Below are 19917 nucleotides of genomic sequence, written 5' to 3' on the forward strand. Positions count from 1 at the left end.
ATCCGCTTTTTCGTTCAAAATTCATTCTGTTAGCGGATAGCTAAGGTTTAGCCCATTCTGGCTCCTGACTCCTGAATTCTGTTTCGATAAAGTAGGAACTTACGATCGCAATTTGTGAGCATTGATTCCTGTGAGGATGCCAACTAGCAGCCAAGTGATGGCTAATCCGATGACTTCGCCTAAAAATAACTGGGTTAAGCAGTGCAAGATGATTCCCACAGCCGAACCCACGGGGACAGCAACAGCCCAACTTGCCGCAGAGACAAATATCCAGCGCCAAGCTACAGGCTGAGGAATTGCTAACCATTGTGCTAATCCAATCCCCAAACCGCCAAATCCACCATAAATCGTCCCTGACAAAATTCTCAGGGGAAGAATCTGAGTGCTAGGTACAATCCAACCCACAGCACCAATACCGATCGCAGCGATCATACTCCAACCCAAAAGACTTGACAAAATCCACCTGATACAAAATATCGGTTGTTTGAGAAGACAACCTTGAGGAAGTGCGATTGCAAATCCGCCAATAGCGGCTTCTACCACTCCCACATCTGGCTTTTCGCCGACTTCAATTAAGAGTAAACTGAATAAAAATCCGCCAAAAGTAGCTAAAGTCCACAGTAATGTAAAGCCAAATTTAGTATTATTGGGCGCGAATGGCATCAAAGTTTCTTTGGTTGTAATAGTCTGACAGTTTTTGGATTAAACATCTCAAAAAAACCTTTGCGTCGCTGTTGCGGAGATTCTGGTACAATATAACCCCACAGACTCTCCCAGTAGAAAAAGGAGATCCCATCAAAATTGCGATCGCGCACAACCTGAACCTGTTCTCTAACTTGTGCCATTTTCACCGGACTACCTACCGTTCCCGTTGAGATGCCAATACCTACAGGAATTAGACTTTGAGCCAATTTTATCGATGGTTGTTCTAGTTGAGCGATAAAAGATTTTTTGTCATTTCGATATACCTGCAAAATCAACTCATTAACTAAACCTTTTTTTACCCAATTTTCCCAATCTTGCAAATAGTATTTGTAGGCAAAAGCTTGATAATTAGGAGACAGAGATATTTTGATTTTCGGCTTAACTGCCTTGACAGCTTGGTAGATTTCTGCCATAAAATCAGTAATTTTGTCTGCCCGCCACCGCATCCATTCTGAGTTAAAAGGGTCATGAGGGGGACTTTTACCTTGATGTTCTTGCTGGTAGAGTTCTATAGTGAAGCGATCGTAGCCGAACTGTACAGGCATTCCAAAATGGTCGTCAAGCTGAATACCATCCACATCGTAATCTCTGATTACTTCTAAAATTAACCCTTGGATAAACTCTTGAACTTGTGGATGTAAGGGATTCAACCAAGCTTGTTTAGTGATTAAAAGATTGTCAATTTCTTCTGGTGGGGCATCTTGAATAGAATTTATACCTTCTTGCCCAATTGTTAACCAGTCAGGATAACGCCTTGCTAATTGTGAATAATGTGGTGTCATGAACCCATATTCAAACCAGGGAATTACTCTCAAATCTTTATTTTTAGCAAGTGTTACTATTTTTGCTAAAACATCCTGTCCACCGTGCATGAAGTTAAGCAAAGGTTGAGTTTCTGAACCTGTAGTGATTTTGGCTACAGTACTCTTATAAAAAGTATGTCCTCGGTTCCAAACTACAGGATAAATTGTATTAAAGTTGAGAGCCGATAATTGATTTATAGCACGGTTAATACCCCAAGGAACAAATAATACACCACTAGCAACATTAGTAAGCCAAACGCCGCGAATTTCTGTAGTTAAAGGACTGGTTTTTTGGGAATAAACTGGCAGTGAAGAGGGTAAAAAACCTGTTAAAGCGACTATTAATCCCAAACACAGCAAGTAATAAACACAACGGCGGGCAACCCGATTCATTTGTAAGCGTGACCTAGTGCGATCGGAATATATATAACTACAAAATAAAGTTGTAATCCTCCGGATGATGTAAAGAAATGATGATTGAGAATTCAGAATTCAGAATTCAGTAGTCAGAATAGTTGAAATAATACGGAGCTATTTTGGTCATGAATATAGTTAACGATACCAAAACGTAATAAATTAGGAATTTAAACTCCTTAACTCCTAACTCAATACGGTTCAGTTAAGCGCTACTTGTACAAAATCGTGGGTTTTTGAGACGCGATAAATCGCCGTTTTTACAAGTGTTTTGGTTTTATCTGAACTGTATTGACTCCTGACTCCTGAATTCTGACTCCTGAATTCTTTCTTCTTAAAATCTTTCCACACCTTCAAATTGTTTGAGTGCCGATGCATTTGCAGCTTCGCCACAAGTTCGTGGTGTGGGGAATATTTTTTCAGGATTTGCCAATCCTTTAGGATTAAAAACTTGTCTTACCCATTGCATAGTTTCTAAATCAACTTCGCTAAACATCTGTGGCATATAGCACTTTTTCTCTGCACCGATGCCATGTTCGCCAGAAATACTACCACCGACTTGGACGCAAAGTTTGAGAATTTTACCACCCATTTCTTCTACTTGCTCTAATGCTCCAGATATAGAATTATCATAAAGAATTAGCGGATGAAGATTACCATCGCCAGCGTGAAACACATTAGCAACACGATAACCGTATTGTTTACTTAATGCCTCAATTTCATGTAAAACATAAGGCAACTGAGTCCGAGGAATTACACCATCTTGTACATAATAATCTGGACTTAAATGGCCAGCCGCAGCAAAAGCAGCTTTGCGTCCTTTCCATAATTTCAATCTGGTTTCTGGGTCACTAGCAGAAGTGACATTCCGCGCCCCATTCTTTTTACAAATTTCAGTAACTCGCTGCTTATTGCCTACAACTTCCACTTCTAAACCGTCAATTTCTATTAGCAAAATAGCAGTAGCATCGCGGGGATAACAATTAGTTGCTACAACATCTTCAACTGCATTGATGCTGAAGTTGTCCATCATTTCCATACCACCAGGAATAATGCCGGCGCTGATGATGTCAGAAACAGTTGCCCCGGCAGCTTCAATACTGGTAAAATCTGCCAACAGCACACAAATTGATTCTGCACTTTTGAGAATTCGCAAAGTAATTTCTGTAGCAATTCCTAAAGTGCCTTCAGAACCAACAAATACACCTGTTAAATCATAACCAGGCATTTCAGGGATTTGTCCGCCTAAATCGATAATTTCTCCTTCTGGCGTAACAATTTTTAAGCCTAAAACGTGGTTAGTAGTCACGCCATATTTGAGACAATGTACCCCACCAGAATTTTCCGCAATGTTGCCCCCAATAGAGCAGATAATTTGACTGGAAGGGTCAGGAGCGTAGTAAAATCCAGCACCACTAACAGCTTGTGTTACCCAACTATTAATCACCCCAGGTTGTACAACTGTCTGTTGATTTTCTAAATCAATACTGAGGATTTGCCGCATTAATGAAGTGACAATTAAAACAGAGTCTATCACTGGTAAAGCACCACCCGATAGACCAGTGCCAGAACCGCGTGCTATGAAGGGTATAGAATATTGGTTGCATATCTTCACAATTTGTGCAACTTGTTCGGTAGTTCTGGGTAACACCACCACAGCCGGACGTTGGCGATAGCCAGTTAAACCATCGCATTCATAGGTAATGAGTTCTTCCCGGCGTTGCACCACACCATTTTTACCAAGGACAGCCTCGAATGCTTTGATGATGGGTTTCCAGTTGTGTTGTTTTTTATCTTGGGTAAGCATAGTTTTTTAAAGTTCAAGGTAGATGTTGCAGGCTGGTTAGTATAGCTGTAATTACTATTGTTGCAAGAATAGCAGTCAAAGGTGAGTAAAATGCGATCGCATGATTTGATTACGCAAGGTGCGATGTCTCTTAACAAGCGTCTTGAGTTATGGTAAAATCTAATATTCTGTTAATTATGGGCTTAAAGTAAGATAGAGTCAGACATTTAACAGGAGAGGGTGAAATGACTTACCAAGTTTTAGATCCACCTCAAGATTAATTACCAAACTACAAACCCTAGCACCAGAACAGCAACAAAAGGTGCTTGATTTTGTAGAATTTTTAGCACAAAAATATGCTCAACCCCAACAACTACCTCAGAAACGGGTACTAGGTTTAAACCAAGGTAAGATTTGGATAAGTGATCATTTCAATGACCCTTGACCTGATGAATTTTGGTTAGGAAAAAGTGAGGCATGAAAAATTTTTAAGCATTAAAACTACTTTGGCATTCATCATATTTAGATTGTTTTCTTATAGTTTCGTTTACTGAATTTGAAATTCTATGTTCTTCCTCTGTTGTAAGTTCTGACTTCTCATCTCTTAATTCTTTTTTTAGTGATGTATCTATCTCTATATCTTTTAAAAAATTAGAGTTGGGAAAATTGACCATTTGACCTGTATAGTCAATATATTCATGATTTTTGCCAATTCTGACTCGCGCTTGCCCTTTAAAAAACTTGTCAGCACCATCAAACTGAGGAGAGATTATTACCTGCCCTAATAAGTCAATATAGCCCCATTTATAGGCAATTTTAACTGCTGCCAGGCATTCCGAAAATCTATCAGCGTAATCAAAATTAAATGGTATAATAACTCGTCCTGATAAATCTATGTAGCCGTATTTCTTGCCAATCTTTACTCGTGCTAGACCTTGGGAAAAGCTTTCAGCCCAATCAAATTGACAGTTGATGACTATTTGCCCTAATGAATTGATATAGCCCCACTTGTAGTCAATCTTTATCAGTGCTAGACCTTCTGCAAACTGCCAAGCCTGAGTAAATTTAGGAGGTATGATTATTTGCCCTCTCTTATCTTTATATCCATACTTTTCACCATTCTTGAATCGCTCTAAACCTAATGCAACGTCTTCCACTTCTTCAAACCGAAACGGAATCGTGACAATCTCTCTATTAACACTTTTGTTGCTAACTTCAAATTGCGTTACCTCATGAGACAATCTTTCAGGCTTATCAAACTGTGAGTGAAGAATCATCGTCCCCATCTGGTCGATGTAGTCAACTTTATGACCAAGCTTTACTTGTGCTATTCCATTAAAAAATTTTCCAGCCTCATCAAACAGAGGTGGAATAACTACTTGTCCTTTTTGATTTTTGTAGCCCCACTTGTCCCCTTCCTGGAATGGACTCAAGCCGTTGGTCATTTAGTTTGCCTACCTTTTCTTTTCGTACTAACACAAACCTCTTATTGTCAATAATGGCACAATCATCTCCTAAAGCCAAAAATAGTGGACACACTGTTTTTGGCTAACTTGCATCCTCTCATCCCCAATCAACTAACCTAGAAATAACGCTCTTAAATACTGGATAAAATCATGGTTCAGGAAGTTCTAATCAATAATGATGATTACTATGTGCCAGATGCCAACCAGCTAGTCACTGAAGATGATACACCTGTGGACAATTTTGCATCTGCCAAACAACAACGCCTTTTAGTGAGTTCTCTTTACAGTTCTCTACAAAACCAGACTTTTTTAGCTGAAGCTAATGTGGGTATTTACTACACAGACCTTCAGCCTCCCATTGTACCTGATGTTTTTCTCAGCTTAGATGTGCAAGTACCTGAAAATTGGTGGGAAAAACAAAATCGTTGTTATATGGTTTGGCGTTTTGGCAAACCTCCAGAAGTTGTCCTCGAAATTGTCTCTAATAAAGAAGGTAATGAACTTGGCAAAAAGCTGAAAATTTATGAACAAATGCGGGCTAGTTACTATATCGTATATGACCCAAATCAGCAATTAGGAGAAAAAGTACTACGCATTTATGAACTTAGGGGAACACGCTACTTTGAAACTTCAGAAATTTGGCTCGAACAAGTTGGTTTAGGTGTAACTCTGTGGGAAGGTGAATTTGAAGGTAGACAGGATCATTGGTTACGCTGGTGTTACCAAGATGGTAATGTTTTATTGACTGGAGATGAACGTGCTGAACAAGAAGGAAAACGTGCTGAACAAGAACGACAACGTGCTGAACAAGCAGAACAACGCACCCAATTACTAGCAGAAAAGCTACGGGCTATGGGTGTAGATCCCGATAATATATAGGACACTTACTGCAAAAATGCAAAGTTTTTTGCGTCTTTGCAGTGAGCAAAATAATCTTACGAACTTGTGCAATTTATAAACTCATTTATTCGCTGCCAAACCTTCTCTAATAAATCAGGATCGTTCGCATCAAACCATTCAATTTTCGGATATGCTCGAAACCAAGTGCGTTGTCGCTTGGCAAATTGTCGGGTATGCAAAATTGTTAATTCTTTCGCTTCATCTAAGGAAATATCCCCAGCCAAATATTGCTTAATTTCTTGATATCCCAAAGTATTTAACAAAGACAAATCAGCGCCATATTTTTGACAAAGATTCTCCACCTCCGCAACCAAACCATTTGCTATCATCTGTTTAGTACGCTGTTGAATACGAGCAGCTAGCTTTTCAACATCGCAATCTAAACCAATTTGCAAAATCGGATAACTAGGTGGATTCTCCCCTTGCTGTTCTGAAATTGGATATCCAGTTACATAAAATACCTCTAATGCTCGTAAAGTCCGCACTGAGTCGTTGCCATGAATCTTTTGTGCCGCAACAGGGTCAACTTGTTGTAACATGGCGTACAGTTGTGATTGACCCAGAGATTCAAGCTGCGATCGCAATTCTTTTTGCGGTGCGACTCTAGGGATTTTCATCCCTTGGACAATAGAACGTATATATAAACCAGTACCACCAACTAGCAACAGTGGTTTAACACCAACAGAAGTAATTAAGGCTTGTGTTTGCTCTTGGTAGTCTGCTAACGTCATTGTCTCTGTTGGCTCGCAGATATCTATTAAATAGTGCTGCACCAATTTTTGTTCGGCTAAACTTGGTTTTGCCGTCCCAATATCAAACTCACGGTAAACTTGACGAGAATCAGCACTGAGAATTACAGAACCCAACCGCATCGCCAAAGCCAAAGCCAAACCCGATTTACCTGTTGCCGTCGCCCCACAAATCACAATTAATTTAGTCATTAGTCATTAGTCATTGGGAAAGAGGATCAGAAGGCAGGAGTTCTTTAATTTTTAATTTTTAATTGATTTCTCCCCCTGCCCCTCCAACAAGGGACTCCAACCCCAGTATAAACTTCTCTGGAAAATGCCCTACAGACGCTAGCAAGGCTTTTGTGTTACAATTTTGGAGTGATTTTACTTTTATTTGCCTTTTGGCGACTTTAACCCCACGCATCAGGAGAGTTTACATGACGAGCAGTTACAGTGCCGATCAGATTCAAGTTCTGGAAGGTCTGGAAGCCGTCCGCAAAAGACCAGGAATGTACATTGGTACCACTGGGCCGCGAGGACTCCACCATTTAGTTTACGAGGTGGTGGACAATTCAATCGATGAGGCTTTGGCGGGTCATTGCACTCATATAGAGGTGGATATCAACGCTGATGGTTCAGTGACTGTAACAGATGATGGTCGCGGTATTCCCGTCGATACTCACTCGCGTACCGGAAAATCGGCTTTGGAAACCGTGATGACGGTACTGCACGCCGGTGGTAAGTTTGGCGGCGGTGGCTACAAAGTTTCTGGAGGATTACACGGGGTTGGTATTTCTGTCGTTAATGCCTTATCTGAGGTTGTAGAAGTTACAGTTTGGCGAGATAAAAAAGTTTATCTTCAGCGCTATGAACGCGGTATCCCAGTTAGCGATCTGCAAGTCAAACCTTACAAAGAAGCTAGAACTGGAACTTCTGTTACTTTTAAGCCAGATACCCAAATCTTCACTGTTAGCATTGAGTTTGATTACATCACTTTATCAGGTCGCCTACGGGAATTGGCGTATCTAAATGCAGGTGTCAAAATTACCTTTACTGACCACCGCCTGGAACTATTAAAAAGCGATACACCCAAGGTAGAGTCCTACGATTACAAGGGTGGTATTAAAGAATATATCGCCTACATGAACCGCGAGAAGCAGCCGTTGCATGAAGAAGTTATCTATGTGCAGGGTGAACGGAACAACGTACAAGTGGAAGTTTCGTTGCAATGGTGTACTGATGCTTATACGGATAATGTGCTAGGTTTTGCTAATAATATTCGCACGGTGGATGGTGGTACGCACTTAGAAGGGTTGAAAGCGGTTCTGACTCGGACATTAAATACGATCGCTCGCAAGCGCAATAAAATTAAAGAGAATGAAACTAATCTCAGTGGCGAACACGTCCGCGAAGGTTTGACTGCGGTTATTTCCGTTAAAGTCCCAGATCCAGAATTTGAAGGACAAACCAAAACCAAACTCGGTAATACCGAAGTGCGGGGAATTGTCGATTCTTTAGTGGGAGAAGTCCTGACTGAGTATCTAGAATTTCACCCTGCGATCGCAGACTCAATTTTAGATAAAGCTATTCAAGCTTTCAAAGCCGCAGAAGCAGCCCGTCATGCGCGGGAATTAGTTCGGCGCAAATCGGTGCTAGAATCTTCGCCATTACCTGGTAAATTGGCCGATTGTAGTTCTCGTGACCCCAGCGAATCGGAAATATTCATCGTGGAAGGCGATTCAGCCGGCGGGAGTGCAAAACAAGGACGCGATCGCCGCACTCAAGCTATCTTGCCTCTACGTGGTAAAATTCTTAACATTGAAAAAACCGACGACGCTAAAATCTATAAAAATAACGAAGTTCAATCGTTAATTACAGCACTTGGTTTAGGTGTTAAAGGTGATGAATTCGATTCTACACAACTGCGTTATCACCGCATAGTCATCATGACGGATGCTGACGTAGATGGAGCGCACATTCGGACTTTGTTGTTAACATTCTTCTACCGATATCAGCGAGCGCTGATCGAACAAGGCTTTATTTATATTGCTTGTCCTCCACTGTTTAAAGTAGAACGGGGACGTAATCATGAGTATTGCTATAGCGATCGCGAAAAAAATCAAGCGATCGCCAAATTCCCTGCTAACGCCAACTACACCATCCAACGCTTCAAAGGTTTGGGTGAAATGATGCCACAACAACTCTGGGACACCACCATGAACCCAGAAACCCGCAAAATGAAGCAAGTGGAAATTGAGGACGCTGCCGAAGCCGATCGCATCTTTACAATTTTAATGGGCGATCGGGTCGCACCTAGACGAGAATTTATCGAAACCTATGGTTCTAAACTCAACTTCACCGATCTAGATATCTAATCTCAGTCCTAAATCATTCGTAAAAAACCAGATCCCCGATTTCTTTGAGAAATCGGGGATCTTTGGCTTTGAAGCATTGCATAAAAACTACTTCTTTTGGCTGATGACAAAGTATGTAATTTATAAAGCTTTTAAAAGCTACTCTGACTTTTAATTAGACACTAACAATCAATTAAAAATTTAGGTTTACTTGTCACACAAATGACCAGAAAACACTACAATAACTACAAAAAATCCCCATTTCTCGGTTGTGAAAAACCATACAATTTGATTCTTGTCAATATTTTCCAAACAATCAACGGTCGAGTGTTAACAGAACTACCAACTTCATTAGAGATTTAGTCCAGATAATACTCTTTGCGTTGACTTGCTGATTAATTTTGCCCACCAGTTAGAAACACATTTGTTATGCTTTAAGAAAATGACTGAATATCATCTATCAAACGGCAATTAATAAGTATTTTGAGGATTTCTCATCATAAGATGACAGAAACTTACCGAAATAAAAGTATTGAAATTTACAATTACTTTACGCAAAAAAGCTTTGTAACTAAATCATCAGGTAATCTGCTCGGTTATCTGTGTTCGAGGTAATAGCTGTTGGAAGTACACACCAGAAGGCTGAAAACTTGTTAATATCTTCATGTGGTGTCGTGGCGATCGCTATTGTATCGTATGTATCTAATGTACTTTTGCCTAAGATCAGACGATATTGGCAAGTTCACAGGACAAATTGTTTTTGAATTGATTAAAATATCCTTGTATACAATAAGAAAAGTTTGTCAAGTTTCATAGGGCTGAAATCGCCACAGTGCGCTAACGTGTGAATAAGACCGAATTCGTAAACCTAAATCGAACTGCGATCGGATCGATTCTGCCACCACCTCAACTCCTCAGTTAAGGTAGTTAGTACGCAGAAGGTTAACTGCTTCCAGGCAAGCACCACCACCGTTGTTGTATTTACCCAAGGACAAGACCAATTTTAGTCTAAGGGATGCTTAATTTATGAAGGAAATGTAAAAATGGGTAGGTGAAGACGAATAGTCTGAGTTAACATAAAATGCACTCTTTCTCAGTAATTAGTGTTGTGTAAAATACATGAAATTCGGCATGAGCAAGCGTACTTACTTCAATAATGTAATAAGAACGTCACTGCAATTCCGAAAAGTGGAGAAAAAATTCCAGGGTATAAATCCCGTTTTCAATGTCTTTTTGGTGAAAGTAGCTAAAAGTTGCTTAATGAATTCATGATTAATACACAAAAAGAGTGCAATTTCTGTGAAACAGGCTACAATCGGAAGAGTCTTTATCCGAAAATCTGCCAACAGTATGAACTCATTTATATAGAGTGGCAATTTTTTTGATCAAGGCGAGTCTTTATTTTGACCAGTTAGTTGAAAGCAATATGTGATAGCAACACATATAACATTTACTAAAGTGAGCAAGTCACCTTTAGTACTTGCTTAAACTAAAGTAAAAAACCCTCCTACCGGAGGTGCAAAACGCCCGAAAATATCTCTGGCAAATCTGCCAAAAAGCTTATTTTCGGTTGGCAATTGGCTCGTTTAAAAGAGCAGCAAACACATCTTGAGTAATTGATTCTGCAAGGAGCATGAGGAACGCGGCATGAACCAGGCTAACAACGTACTCGAAAGCATATATCAGCCTGACCTAGAAATAATAAATCAGCCTGAGCTCGAGTTAGAAGAACTCTTAATAGACGACGAAGAGGACTTGCTGATCGTAGATGAAGGTGACGAGGAATTTTTAGAGCCTCAGTCTGATGAGGACGACGCAAAGTCTGGAAAAGCCGCTAAATCGCGTCGTCGGACACAAAGCAAGAAAAAGCACTATACCGAAGATTCAATTCGGCTTTACTTGCAAGAAATTGGTAGAATTCGGCTGTTGCGGGCAGACGAAGAAATTGAATTGGCGCGGAAAATAGCGGATTTGCTGGAATTGGAGAGGGTACGCGAAAGACTCTGCGAGCAATTGGATCGCGATCCTCGAGATAGTGAATGGGCAGAAGCAGTACAACTGCCACTACCAGCCTTTCGTTATCGCCTCCATGTTGGTCGTCGGGCGAAAGACAAGATGGTGCAATCTAACCTCCGTCTTGTAGTTTCAATTGCTAAGAAGTACATGAATCGTGGTTTGTCGTTCCAAGATTTAATTCAGGAAGGCAGTCTCGGCTTGATTCGCGCGGCTGAAAAGTTTGACCACGAGAAAGGTTATAAGTTCTCTACATACGCTACATGGTGGATTCGTCAAGCAATTACCCGCGCGATCGCAGATCAATCTCGCACAATTCGTCTTCCAGTTCACCTTTACGAAACCATTTCTCGGATTAAGAAAACTACCAAGCTACTATCTCAAGAAATGGGTCGCAAACCCACCGAAGAAGAAATTGCGACTCGGATGGAAATGACCATTGAGAAGTTGCGGTTCATTGCTAAATCCGCTCAGTTACCAATTTCACTAGAAACGCCTATTGGTAAAGAAGAAGATTCTCGATTGGGCGATTTTATTGAATCCGATGGTGAGACACCAGAAGACCAAGTTTCCAAAAATCTTCTGCGCGAAGACCTGGAAAAAGTCCTCGACAGTCTCAGTCCACGCGAACGCGATGTTCTGAGACTGCGTTACGGCTTGGATGATGGTCGGATGAAAACCCTTGAGGAAATCGGCCAGATTTTCAACGTTACCCGCGAACGGATTCGTCAAATTGAGGCGAAAGCACTCCGCAAGTTACGCCATCCAAATCGCAACAGCGTTCTTAAGGAATATATTCGGTAGTCAATAGTCATTGGTCATTAGTCATTAGTAAATAAACAAATGACAACTGACTAATGACAAACAAATAAAAACCTGGTAGTGAATTTGCACTCCAGGTTTTTTTATTTATAGGTCATCTTGGATATTAAAGCTTACAGGATGCCCCAAAAATGTAAGAAGCCTTGACCAGAAAAAACTTCAACCAAAATGGCTGCTGAAAAGCCAATCATTGCCAAGCGACCGTTCCAAACTTCTGCTTGTGGGGTAAAGCCCCAACGCCAAGCGTTGCGATCTTCAATTACAGGAGTAGTGACTTTTGTTGTGCTTGCATTTGTCATGGTTAGGACTCCAAACTTAATTTTTAAGGTTTATTGCCTTATGTAAACTAATATAACAAATATTTTCATAAAGGCAACATTTTTTATACTTTTGTTTCTATACCTTGACATAAATAGAAATAGCTATTTATACAGATTAAAACATCAGTCTTCAGTGAGATTTACTGAGATAAGAGAAATGTTATCTAGATTTTTACCGTTATAGACAATATTAAAATTAATAATTAATAGAGATATTGGAGTCAAAAACACTGCCCAGAACCCCGACTTCTTCAATAAATCGGGGTCAACACTATTCGTTTAAAGCAAGAGACGCGATGAATCGCCGTCTCTACAATAATCAGTCTTTCGTAGGCATTCCCAGTCGGAGACTGGGAATGAGATCAGCCCTACATAATTTACGATCGCACTTCAGCTACAGTGATGATTTTTTCATCGCGGCTGAGTTGGAGGATGCTTTCACCTTTGACATCTTTGCCTAAAATCGGCACTGTTTCCACAGCTATCCGCACTACCCGCTCCTTATTCGTGACTAAAGCTACTTCGCCAGATGCGTTGGCGTAGCCCGCCGTACCACTTCGTGGAAGCAAGCTACGCGTAGCGTCTCCAAGAGTTGGCATCGCCATCACCATACCAGCTAAGTTGTCAGTTTTGCTAGCAAATTTCAGCGCTTGCGTCCCTAAATCGCCGCGATTAGCCGCTCTTAACTGACTTGCAGGCATCCGTTTGGCATATCCTTCTTGAGTAACTAGCAGTAATTGGTCATCTTTTCCGACAGTGACACAGCCAACCATTTGCTGATTTTTCAATAACCGAAATGCTTGTAAGCCCATGGCCGTGCGACCCATGACCGGTAATTGTTCATCATTGACTGCAAAGCGCAACAGTCGCCCACCAGAACTAGCTAAAATCAGATGCTCCCCTGGAGCTGTGAACTGAGTAAATGACAATTCATCATCGTCTTTGAGCTTCAAAATCGTGATTCCGCGCCGAGTCAGGTTAGTAAATTCTTCCAGAGACAGACGCTTAATTCTTCCTTGTTTTGTTAGAAGAATCATCTGCTTAGTTGCGAGATTTTCTGGCAGTACAAAGCGGCTGACCACAGCTTCTTGAGCGCCTTGAGCAGTACTACTAAGCATAGTAATTAAAGGTTTTCCCCGTGGAGAACGCCCAGTAGTTAGGGGAATTTCTGCCACATTCACCGGATAGACTTTGCCGCCACCAGTTAGTATTAGCAAGTCTTTCCCTGTATCAGTTAACAAAGTTTGGATAATGAAGTCATTATCGTGTAGACCATTTTCAGCTTTTGACTTTTTCCCAGATGGCTGGGTGCGGCGCACATAACCCCGTTGGGTAAATTCTAAAACCGCTTCTTCTATCGGTTCAGAAGATTTAAGTTCCTCTTCCTCCTCTGCTCTAGACTTCTGCTCCTCTACCCTAGACTTCTGCTCCTCCCCAATTTTCGTCCGACGGGGATCGTTGTACTTGCGCTTGAGCGATCGCAAATCTTTTTTCAGCGCCTTGAGTAATTCGCGGCGATCGTTAAGTAATTGCTCCAACAAGCTAATTTGTTCGCTGATCTGCTCAAATTCTTGCTGCAAATTTTGCTTTTCTAAACCAGTCAGGCGGCGCAACGGCATGGCTAAAATTGCATCTCCTTGTACCTCACTCAAATCCAGTTGGCTACAAAGATTAATTTTTGCCGTACTACCATCGGGCGCTTGGCGCAAAATTTGAATTACCTCATCCAAATTAGACAGCGCTTTCAGCAAACCTTCTACCAAATGCACACGACTTTGAGCTTTACCCAACTCGTAATTGTAGCGACGGTTCAGCGTCTCCTCTCGGAAACTCAAAAATTCTTGCAACAGTTGACGCAAACTTAACTGGCGGGGTTGTCCATCCACGATTGCGAGGAGAATCGCCCCAAAAGTCATTTGTAAAGCAGTTTGGTGATATAAATGCTGGAGAACTTCTTGGGGATTGGTATCGCGTTTGAGTTCAATTACCACCCGCATCCCTTCGCGATCGCTCTCGTCTCGCAGATCGGAAATTCCTTGCAAACGACCTTGATTTACTAAGTCCGCTACCTTCTCAATCCAGGCAGCTTTATTAACTTGATAAGGCAATTCTGTAATGATAATTGCCGTCCGTCGCTTGCTTCCTCTCGCGGCTGGAATTTCCTCTAGAGTTGCAACTCCCCGCAGCAGAATTCCACCTTTACCTGTGGTGTAAGCTTCTCGAATTCCCGTCTCACCAATTATTTCTCCACCAGTGGGAAAATCTGGCCCTGGAATTAACTCAAATAACTTTTCATCTGACAAATCTGGGTTGTCGATTAAGGCAATTAACCCATCGACAACTTCCCCTAAATTGTGCGGTGGGACATTTGTCGCCATCCCCACAGCAATCCCAGCACAGCCATTGAGCAACAGAAACGGCAACTGAGCCGGTAACACCGTTGGTTCTTGCTGAGAATTATCGAAGTTCCCGACAAATTCCACAGTTTCTTCACCGATTTCTGTCAGCATTCCTTCATGGCTGATGGGTGCGAGGCGCGTTTCTGTGTAACGCATCGCCGCCGGCGGATCGTTATCGACGCTGCCAAAGTTACCATGTCCTGCCAGCAAAGGATAACGGCTAGAAAAATCCTGCACCAGCCTAACTAAAGCATCGTAAACTGATTGGTCGCCGTGGGGATGGTATTTACCCAACACATCACCCACTACACGCGCACATTTTCGATAGGGTCTATCTGGTACTAAACCGAGTTCGTGCATTGCATACAAAATGCGCCGATGCACTGGTTTTAAGCCATCACGCACGTCTGGTAGCGCTCGCCCGACAATCACGCTCATGGCATATTCTAGATAAGACCGTTGCATCTCGGTGTGCAGGGCTGTTGGAATTACCTGTCCCGTTGAGAGAAGGTTTAACTGTTTTGCCATGAGTTTTTTCCCTGAAATTTAACTACACAAAAACCGATGGAACTCAATACTGCGGCAACCACAGCATAACGGATGAAATGAGATTCATCACAAAATTTTGATAGTCACAGAAGAAAAAGCAGTACTATCATCCTTGATGACGAAGATGCACATTGACTATTAAAAAGGATGCACACGAGTATAATCTACATAAACTTAGTAGCCATGATACTTACCAAAGAAGAATTAAGACTCAGGAGACAGAATTCACAATGGATTCCGTGGGACTGGATTTGAGTGCTGGGGTATTCTGAATTCTGAATTCTGAATTCTGACTCCTTCTCATCATGATTGCATTTCTTAATTTTGTATTCTGGAATTCTTGAATCTCCTCACCTCTATAACTAAAATTCTCATGAAAACTGTTTTAATTGTTGAAGACGATCTAATTAATGCTCGTGTTTTTTCCAAAATTTTGTCCAAGCGTGGTGGCTTGGGTGTGAAACACACTGAAAATGTCGAAGAAGTCATAAAAATTGCCCAATCAGGAGAAGCCGACCTGATTTTGATGGATGTTTCTCTCTCCAGAAGTGTTTACCAAGGCAAGTCCGTTGATGGGATCAAGATTACACAAATGTTAAAATCCGATCCAAAAACAGCAAACTTACCTGTGATTCTGGTGACAGCCCATGCTATGGAAGGCGATCGCGAGAACTTTCTCAAGCAAAGCGGTGCTGATGGCTACATTTCTAAGCCAGTTGTTGACCATCAACAGTTCGTTGACCAAATCATCGCACTTCTACCCACAGACGAACACTGAGAATTAACTACTTATTTCAGGAATACTCGCCCGCCAATGTTTTTGGCCGATTAGTTCCTGTATTTATCTAGTATAGATGTACTACGAAAAGGTACTGTTACGCAAGTGGTTATAGGAATGGGGCATGGGGCATGGGGTATTGGGAATTAATCAATAATTTTGCTCCCCCTGCCTCCCCTGCTTCCCCTGCTCCCCTGCTCCTATTGAGTAGGCTGTTCTCTAGGCGCTGATGATGAGTTTTCTCGTTGTTGTATGGCTGCTTGAATACGGGGTAATTCGAGGAATTTTTTCGTATCAGACAGTAGGCGATCGCCCCAGAGATTTTCTTTGAGGAAATTCAAATTAGCATAGCGCGAATCGATACGGAGTGCAGCTTCTCCCAAGGTTAGTCCTTGTTGGCGATCGCCTTTAGTATACAGTGCCACGGCTAAGGCCAATAAAGGTTCTGCGGCTTGTTTCTCAAGGGTTACAGCCGATTGCCATCGCTTAATTGCTTCGGGGACATTACCCTGTTCGTAGTTGATTAAGCCAATGTTGTTGAGCGCCGGCCAGAATTTTTTATCTTGGGAGACGGCTTTATCGTACTGGGCGATCGCATCTGGCAATTTACCCAGCAAATAGTAAGCATTACCCAAATCAAATAATCCTTCTGGATCGTTGGGTTTTAACTTTAAACCATCTTGATAATTGACAACAGCAGCCTGGTAATTTTTCTGCTGAAAATTCGCTGAACCCAAAGCAAACAAAATATCACCATTTTTCGGGTTGAGAGATTGTGCTTTTTTCAGACTAGCGATCGCCCCATCATACTCTTTCGTTTGCAGTTGCAATCCACCTAACAGCAACCACACCTTATCATTCCCAGGAGCCAGTTGACTAGCCAGCCGCGCTCGTGGCAAAGCTAAATCAACCTGTTGAAACTGAGCTAGTTGAGCTGCCTCTTGTGCCAAGCTCAACCCCTGCTTTTCTAACTTTGTCGCATCTAGTTGCAGTGTATGGGGTATTAAGGCCTGCGCGTTAGCGGCTTTTGGCATACTCCATAAACTACAGACCATTAAAAGAGAAATCAAACGAACATATTTAGGCACACTACCGCCTTTAAGCCACTAATCAAAGAATCTTTCAGCTAGCTTAAACGATCTACGCTGTTGGCGGTAGCAAAATCTTACCAATCTTGGGGAAAAGGATGAGCAATCAATTCAAAATTCAAAATTCAAAATTCAAAATTAAAGAACTTCTGCCTCCTGCCTCCTCTTTCCCAATGCCCAATGCCCCATTAGAAAAACTGATGACTTTGGTCATACATCAGTTTGGAATTACTAGTGACTTTGGTCATACATCAGTTTAGAGATTTTGAATGATAATTATTATGTATGAATTTATACGATGAGGTAAATATTAAACACTTTGATATGCAAAAAAGCAACTGTCTAAGATTGCTTAATCCATACCTCAGCAGAATAGAACTTTAATGTAAATAAGGAGTCAATTTCATGTTGAAACCAAACCGTATATCGATTGTATTAGCTGCTGCTGCCCTGATTATTGTTCCCACACTCTTGACTGCACCTGCAAATGCCCAAACGAAAGTCTACGTTGATGGCGATCGCAATCAAAATTGGGATCGTGACGGCAGATCCAATTCTAGAGACAGGGATAATTGGGATCGCGACGGCAGATCCAATTCTGGAGAAGTCAGAAACTCTAGAGACAGGAATAATAATTGGAACCGCGATGGCAGATCCAATTCTGGAGAAGTCAGAAACTCTAGAGACAGGAATAATAATTGGAACCGCGATGGCAGATCCAATTCTGGAGAAGTCAGAAACCCCAGAGATCGGGATAATTGGAATCGTGACAACCAATTTAATGGCAGAGTAGTCAGACTTGGTAATGGTGATATCAGATATCCCAATGGGCAAATTATTCCTTCTAGATCCATAGTTAGACTGCGCGATCAAGGTTACTTCAGACTTCCTAATGGGGATATTCTGCTTCCCAATCAGGAAATTGTTCCTGCTGGGAGATTAGTAAGAGTGCGTGATGATTACTTCAGACTTCCTAGTGGATTGGTACTGCAAATAAACCTTTAAAACACTAAAAGCCCAAAATCATTGTCAGTATTAGGCTACCAGGCTATAGTTTTAGCCGTGAATAACTAGCTCGGTAGCCGTTCCTTATAGACAAAATGGATATGAAAATTGATACACCAAATACCGTAGATTCATCTTCATCAGTTTTGATTCCAGAGGTAAAGAAAAAAAAGAGCAGACGTAACTGGCTCTCTTGGCTAATTGCTCTTTGCCTTTTGGGTGGAATTGGCTATGCGGTTTATTACCAAGTAACGGTTGCTCCCCGGCAAGAAGCTAGACGTAGAGTGCTGACAAAGCCTGTAGAAAGGCAGAGTTTAACAATTACAGTTTCCGCGAACGGAACGGTGAAACCTGAGCGCTCGATTAACCTCAGCCCGAAAAATTCCGGCATCCTGAAAAGCCTGTTAGCGAAGGAAGGGGATCTCGTTAAACAAGGACAGATTGTTGCTTACATGGATGATTCCAACCTCCGGGGGCAACTTACCTCCGCTCAAGGACAATTGGCACAAGCCGAGGCGAATTTGCAAAAAGCGATCGCAGGTAATCGTCCTCAAGATATTGCCCAATCACAGGGAGCATTAGACGAAGCCGAGGCGAATCTGCAAAAGGTACAAACAGGTAATCGCTCTCAAGATATTGGCCAAGCACAGGCACGTTTACAAAGCGCTCAAGCTGCCCTTCGCCAAGCAGAAGATGACTTTACTCGCAATCAGCAACTTTATAATGCAGGTGGTATTTCCCTTCAAACTCTTAATCAAAACCGTTCTAATCGTGACAGCGCCCAAGCTAATGTAAATGAAGCACAACAAGCACTAGCTCTGCAAAAAGCCGGGTCACGTCCAGAAGATGTTGAGCAAGCCCGAGCTGTAGTGAAGCAGAAACAGCAAGCTTTGGCACTCCTGAAAGCCGGAACGCGCCAAGAAGATATTAACGTAGCCCGCGCCCAAGTAACATCGGCTCGGGGATCGCTGCAAAACATCCAAGCCGAAATCAATGACACGATTATTCGCGCCCCCTTTGATGGTGTGGTGACAAAGAAGTTTGCCGATCCAGGTGCTTTCGTGACACCCACAACTGCGAGTAGTGAAGTAGCTTCTTCTTCTTCTTCTTCAATCTTGTCTCTAGCTTCTACAAATGAAGTTGTCGCCAATTTAGCGGAAACAAATATTTCCAAAATTAGCCTTGGTCAAAAAGTCTCGATTAAAGCAGATGCTTACCCAGGAAAAACCTTTGAAGGTAAAGTCAGCCAAATTGCTGCCCAAGCCATAGTAGAGCAAAATGTTACCAGTTTTGAAGTGAGAGTATCACTTTTGGACCCTCAAAGACTGCTGCGGTCTGGGATGAATGCGGAAGTAGATTTTCAAGTCGGTCAAGTTGAAAATGTTTTAGTAGTGCCAACAGCCTCGGTGGTGCGCCAACAAAATGCCACAGGCGTGTTTGTGGCTGGAGCAGATAACAAACCTGTGTTTACTCGCATCGAGACTGGCGTTACCGCAAATAACTTTACCGAAGTTAAGTCTGGATTGACAGGAGACGAAAGAGTATTGCTCAGTTTCCCACCAGGATCGCGTCCGCAGTCAACACCAAGAGGAGGAGTTTTCCCTGGTCTAGGCGGCGGCGGAGGTCGTTCAGGCGGTGGCGGCGGGGGTCGTTCAGGTGGTGGTTCCCCTTAAATCAATAAATACGGTTTAGTGAAAAAGAGGCAAGGGAGTAAAAAGGCTCAACTGTCGAGTAAAAAGGCTCAACTGTCGAGTAAAAAGGCTCAACTGTCGAGTAAAAAGGCT

General features: G+C 42.0%; 15 protein-coding genes. 7 read left to right on the forward strand and 8 right to left on the reverse strand.

The window, feature by feature from the left end; translation table 11 throughout:
* Nucleotides 1–99: 99 nt before the first annotated feature.
* The 3 genes from HWQ37_RS29670 to glcD form a co-directional block, all read right to left on the reverse strand.
* The gene (locus tag HWQ37_RS29670; protein WP_292753991.1) at nt 100–663 is read right to left on the reverse strand and encodes a hypothetical protein; all 564 of its coding nucleotides are present in this window, start codon (nt 661–663) and stop codon (nt 100–102) included.
* Nucleotides 663–1901 (reverse strand): glycoside hydrolase family 10-like protein, encoded by a 1239-nt coding sequence (locus HWQ37_RS29675; protein ID WP_292753992.1) that lies wholly within the window; start codon nt 1899–1901, stop codon nt 663–665. Before HWQ37_RS29675 ends, HWQ37_RS29670 begins: the two co-directional genes overlap by 1 nt.
* Nucleotides 1902–2256: 355 nt before the next feature.
* A complete protein-coding gene (gene glcD, locus HWQ37_RS29680; protein WP_292753993.1) occupies nt 2257–3729 on the reverse strand; it encodes a glycolate oxidase subunit GlcD in 1473 nt (490 codons plus the stop codon).
* 301 nt (nt 3730–4030) lie between these two features.
* Here glcD and HWQ37_RS29685 point away from each other — a divergent pair, with 301 nt between their 5' ends.
* Nucleotides 4031–4153: a DUF2281 domain-containing protein gene (locus HWQ37_RS29685; protein ID WP_292753994.1), complete on the forward strand. Its 123-nt coding sequence runs from the start codon at nt 4031–4033 to the stop codon at nt 4151–4153.
* Between the two features lie 43 nt (nt 4154–4196).
* Here the strand turns inward: HWQ37_RS29685 and HWQ37_RS29690 are convergent, their stop codons facing one another.
* The gene (locus HWQ37_RS29690; RefSeq protein ID WP_292753995.1) at nt 4197–5153 is read right to left on the reverse strand and encodes a WG repeat-containing protein; all 957 of its coding nucleotides are present in this window, start codon (nt 5151–5153) and stop codon (nt 4197–4199) included.
* Between the two features lie 171 nt (nt 5154–5324).
* Between HWQ37_RS29690 and HWQ37_RS29695 the strand changes: the two genes are divergently transcribed.
* A complete protein-coding gene (locus HWQ37_RS29695) occupies nt 5325–6053 on the forward strand; it encodes a Uma2 family endonuclease (protein ID WP_292753996.1) in 729 nt (242 codons plus the stop codon).
* Between the two features lie 56 nt (nt 6054–6109).
* On the opposite strand, the gene miaA is transcribed toward HWQ37_RS29695, so the two are convergent.
* Nucleotides 6110–7015 carry a tRNA (adenosine(37)-N6)-dimethylallyltransferase MiaA gene (gene miaA / locus HWQ37_RS29700; protein WP_292753997.1) on the reverse strand — a complete coding sequence of 302 codons (906 nt, stop codon included), beginning with the start codon at nt 7013–7015 and terminating at the stop codon, nt 6110–6112.
* Nucleotides 7016–7242: 227 nt separating this feature from the next.
* Between miaA and gyrB the strand changes: the two genes are divergently transcribed.
* Together gyrB and rpoD are read left to right on the forward strand one after the other, a co-directional pair.
* The gene (gene gyrB / locus HWQ37_RS29705) at nt 7243–9180 is read left to right on the forward strand and encodes a DNA topoisomerase (ATP-hydrolyzing) subunit B (RefSeq protein ID WP_292753998.1); all 1938 of its coding nucleotides are present in this window, start codon (nt 7243–7245) and stop codon (nt 9178–9180) included.
* 1626 nt (nt 9181–10806) lie between these two features.
* Nucleotides 10807–11976, forward strand: coding sequence for an RNA polymerase sigma factor RpoD (gene rpoD, locus HWQ37_RS29710; protein WP_292753999.1), 1170 nt, complete (start codon nt 10807–10809; stop codon nt 11974–11976).
* Nucleotides 11977–12107: 131 nt separating this feature from the next.
* On the opposite strand, the gene HWQ37_RS29715 is transcribed toward rpoD, so the two are convergent.
* Together HWQ37_RS29715 and gyrA are read right to left on the reverse strand one after the other, a co-directional pair.
* Nucleotides 12108–12293 (reverse strand): chlorophyll a/b-binding protein, encoded by a 186-nt coding sequence (locus HWQ37_RS29715; protein WP_292754000.1) that lies wholly within the window; start codon nt 12291–12293, stop codon nt 12108–12110.
* A 398-nt stretch (nt 12294–12691) separates the two neighbouring features.
* Nucleotides 12692–15241 carry a DNA gyrase subunit A gene (gene gyrA / locus HWQ37_RS29720; protein WP_292754001.1) on the reverse strand — a complete coding sequence of 850 codons (2550 nt, stop codon included), beginning with the start codon at nt 15239–15241 and terminating at the stop codon, nt 12692–12694.
* Between the two features lie 394 nt (nt 15242–15635).
* Here gyrA and HWQ37_RS29725 point away from each other — a divergent pair, with 394 nt between their 5' ends.
* The gene (locus HWQ37_RS29725; RefSeq protein ID WP_094353192.1) at nt 15636–16040 is read left to right on the forward strand and encodes a response regulator; all 405 of its coding nucleotides are present in this window, start codon (nt 15636–15638) and stop codon (nt 16038–16040) included.
* Nucleotides 16041–16240: 200 nt separating this feature from the next.
* On the opposite strand, the gene HWQ37_RS29730 is transcribed toward HWQ37_RS29725, so the two are convergent.
* A complete protein-coding gene (locus HWQ37_RS29730) occupies nt 16241–17128 on the reverse strand; it encodes a tetratricopeptide repeat protein (RefSeq protein ID WP_292754002.1) in 888 nt (295 codons plus the stop codon).
* Nucleotides 17129–17533: 405 nt separating this feature from the next.
* Here HWQ37_RS29730 and HWQ37_RS29735 point away from each other — a divergent pair, with 405 nt between their 5' ends.
* On the forward strand, nt 17534–18133 hold the full coding sequence (locus tag HWQ37_RS29735; protein ID WP_292754003.1) for a hypothetical protein: 600 nt from the start codon (nt 17534–17536) through the stop codon (nt 18131–18133).
* A gap of 101 nt (nt 18134–18234) precedes the next feature.
* Nucleotides 18235–19806, forward strand: coding sequence for an efflux RND transporter periplasmic adaptor subunit (locus tag HWQ37_RS29740; protein WP_292754004.1), 1572 nt, complete (start codon nt 18235–18237; stop codon nt 19804–19806).
* Nucleotides 19807–19917 lie beyond the last annotated feature (111 nt).

Source organism: Nostoc sp. NMS4 (assembly GCF_017115095.1).
Lineage (GTDB): Bacteria > Cyanobacteriota > Cyanobacteriia > Cyanobacteriales > Nostocaceae > Nostoc.

Bases quoted from the DNA above. Each gene is read 5' to 3' on its own strand.
- HWQ37_RS29735 (WP_292754003.1), top strand. From the start codon at position 17,534: ATGTTGAAACCAAACCGTATATCGATTGTATTAGCTGCTGCTGCCCTG.
- glcD (WP_292753993.1), bottom strand. From the start codon at position 3,729: ATGCTTACCCAAGATAAAAAACAACACAACTGGAAACCCATCATCAAA.
- rpoD (WP_292753999.1), top strand. From the start codon at position 10,807: ATGAACCAGGCTAACAACGTACTCGAAAGCATATATCAGCCTGACCTA.
- HWQ37_RS29740 (WP_292754004.1), top strand. From the start codon at position 18,235: ATGAAAATTGATACACCAAATACCGTAGATTCATCTTCATCAGTTTTG.
- HWQ37_RS29670 (WP_292753991.1), bottom strand. From the start codon at position 663: ATGCCATTCGCGCCCAATAATACTAAATTTGGCTTTACATTACTGTGG.
- gyrA (WP_292754001.1), bottom strand. From the start codon at position 15,241: ATGGCAAAACAGTTAAACCTTCTCTCAACGGGACAGGTAATTCCAACA.
- HWQ37_RS29725 (WP_094353192.1), top strand. From the start codon at position 15,636: ATGAAAACTGTTTTAATTGTTGAAGACGATCTAATTAATGCTCGTGTT.
- HWQ37_RS29675 (WP_292753992.1), bottom strand. From the start codon at position 1,901: ATGAATCGGGTTGCCCGCCGTTGTGTTTATTACTTGCTGTGTTTGGGA.
- miaA (WP_292753997.1), bottom strand. From the start codon at position 7,015: ATGACTAAATTAATTGTGATTTGTGGGGCGACGGCAACAGGTAAATCG.
- HWQ37_RS29690 (WP_292753995.1), bottom strand. From the start codon at position 5,153: ATGACCAACGGCTTGAGTCCATTCCAGGAAGGGGACAAGTGGGGCTAC.
- HWQ37_RS29715 (WP_292754000.1), bottom strand. From the start codon at position 12,293: ATGACAAATGCAAGCACAACAAAAGTCACTACTCCTGTAATTGAAGAT.
- gyrB (WP_292753998.1), top strand. From the start codon at position 7,243: ATGACGAGCAGTTACAGTGCCGATCAGATTCAAGTTCTGGAAGGTCTG.
- HWQ37_RS29695 (WP_292753996.1), top strand. From the start codon at position 5,325: ATGGTTCAGGAAGTTCTAATCAATAATGATGATTACTATGTGCCAGAT.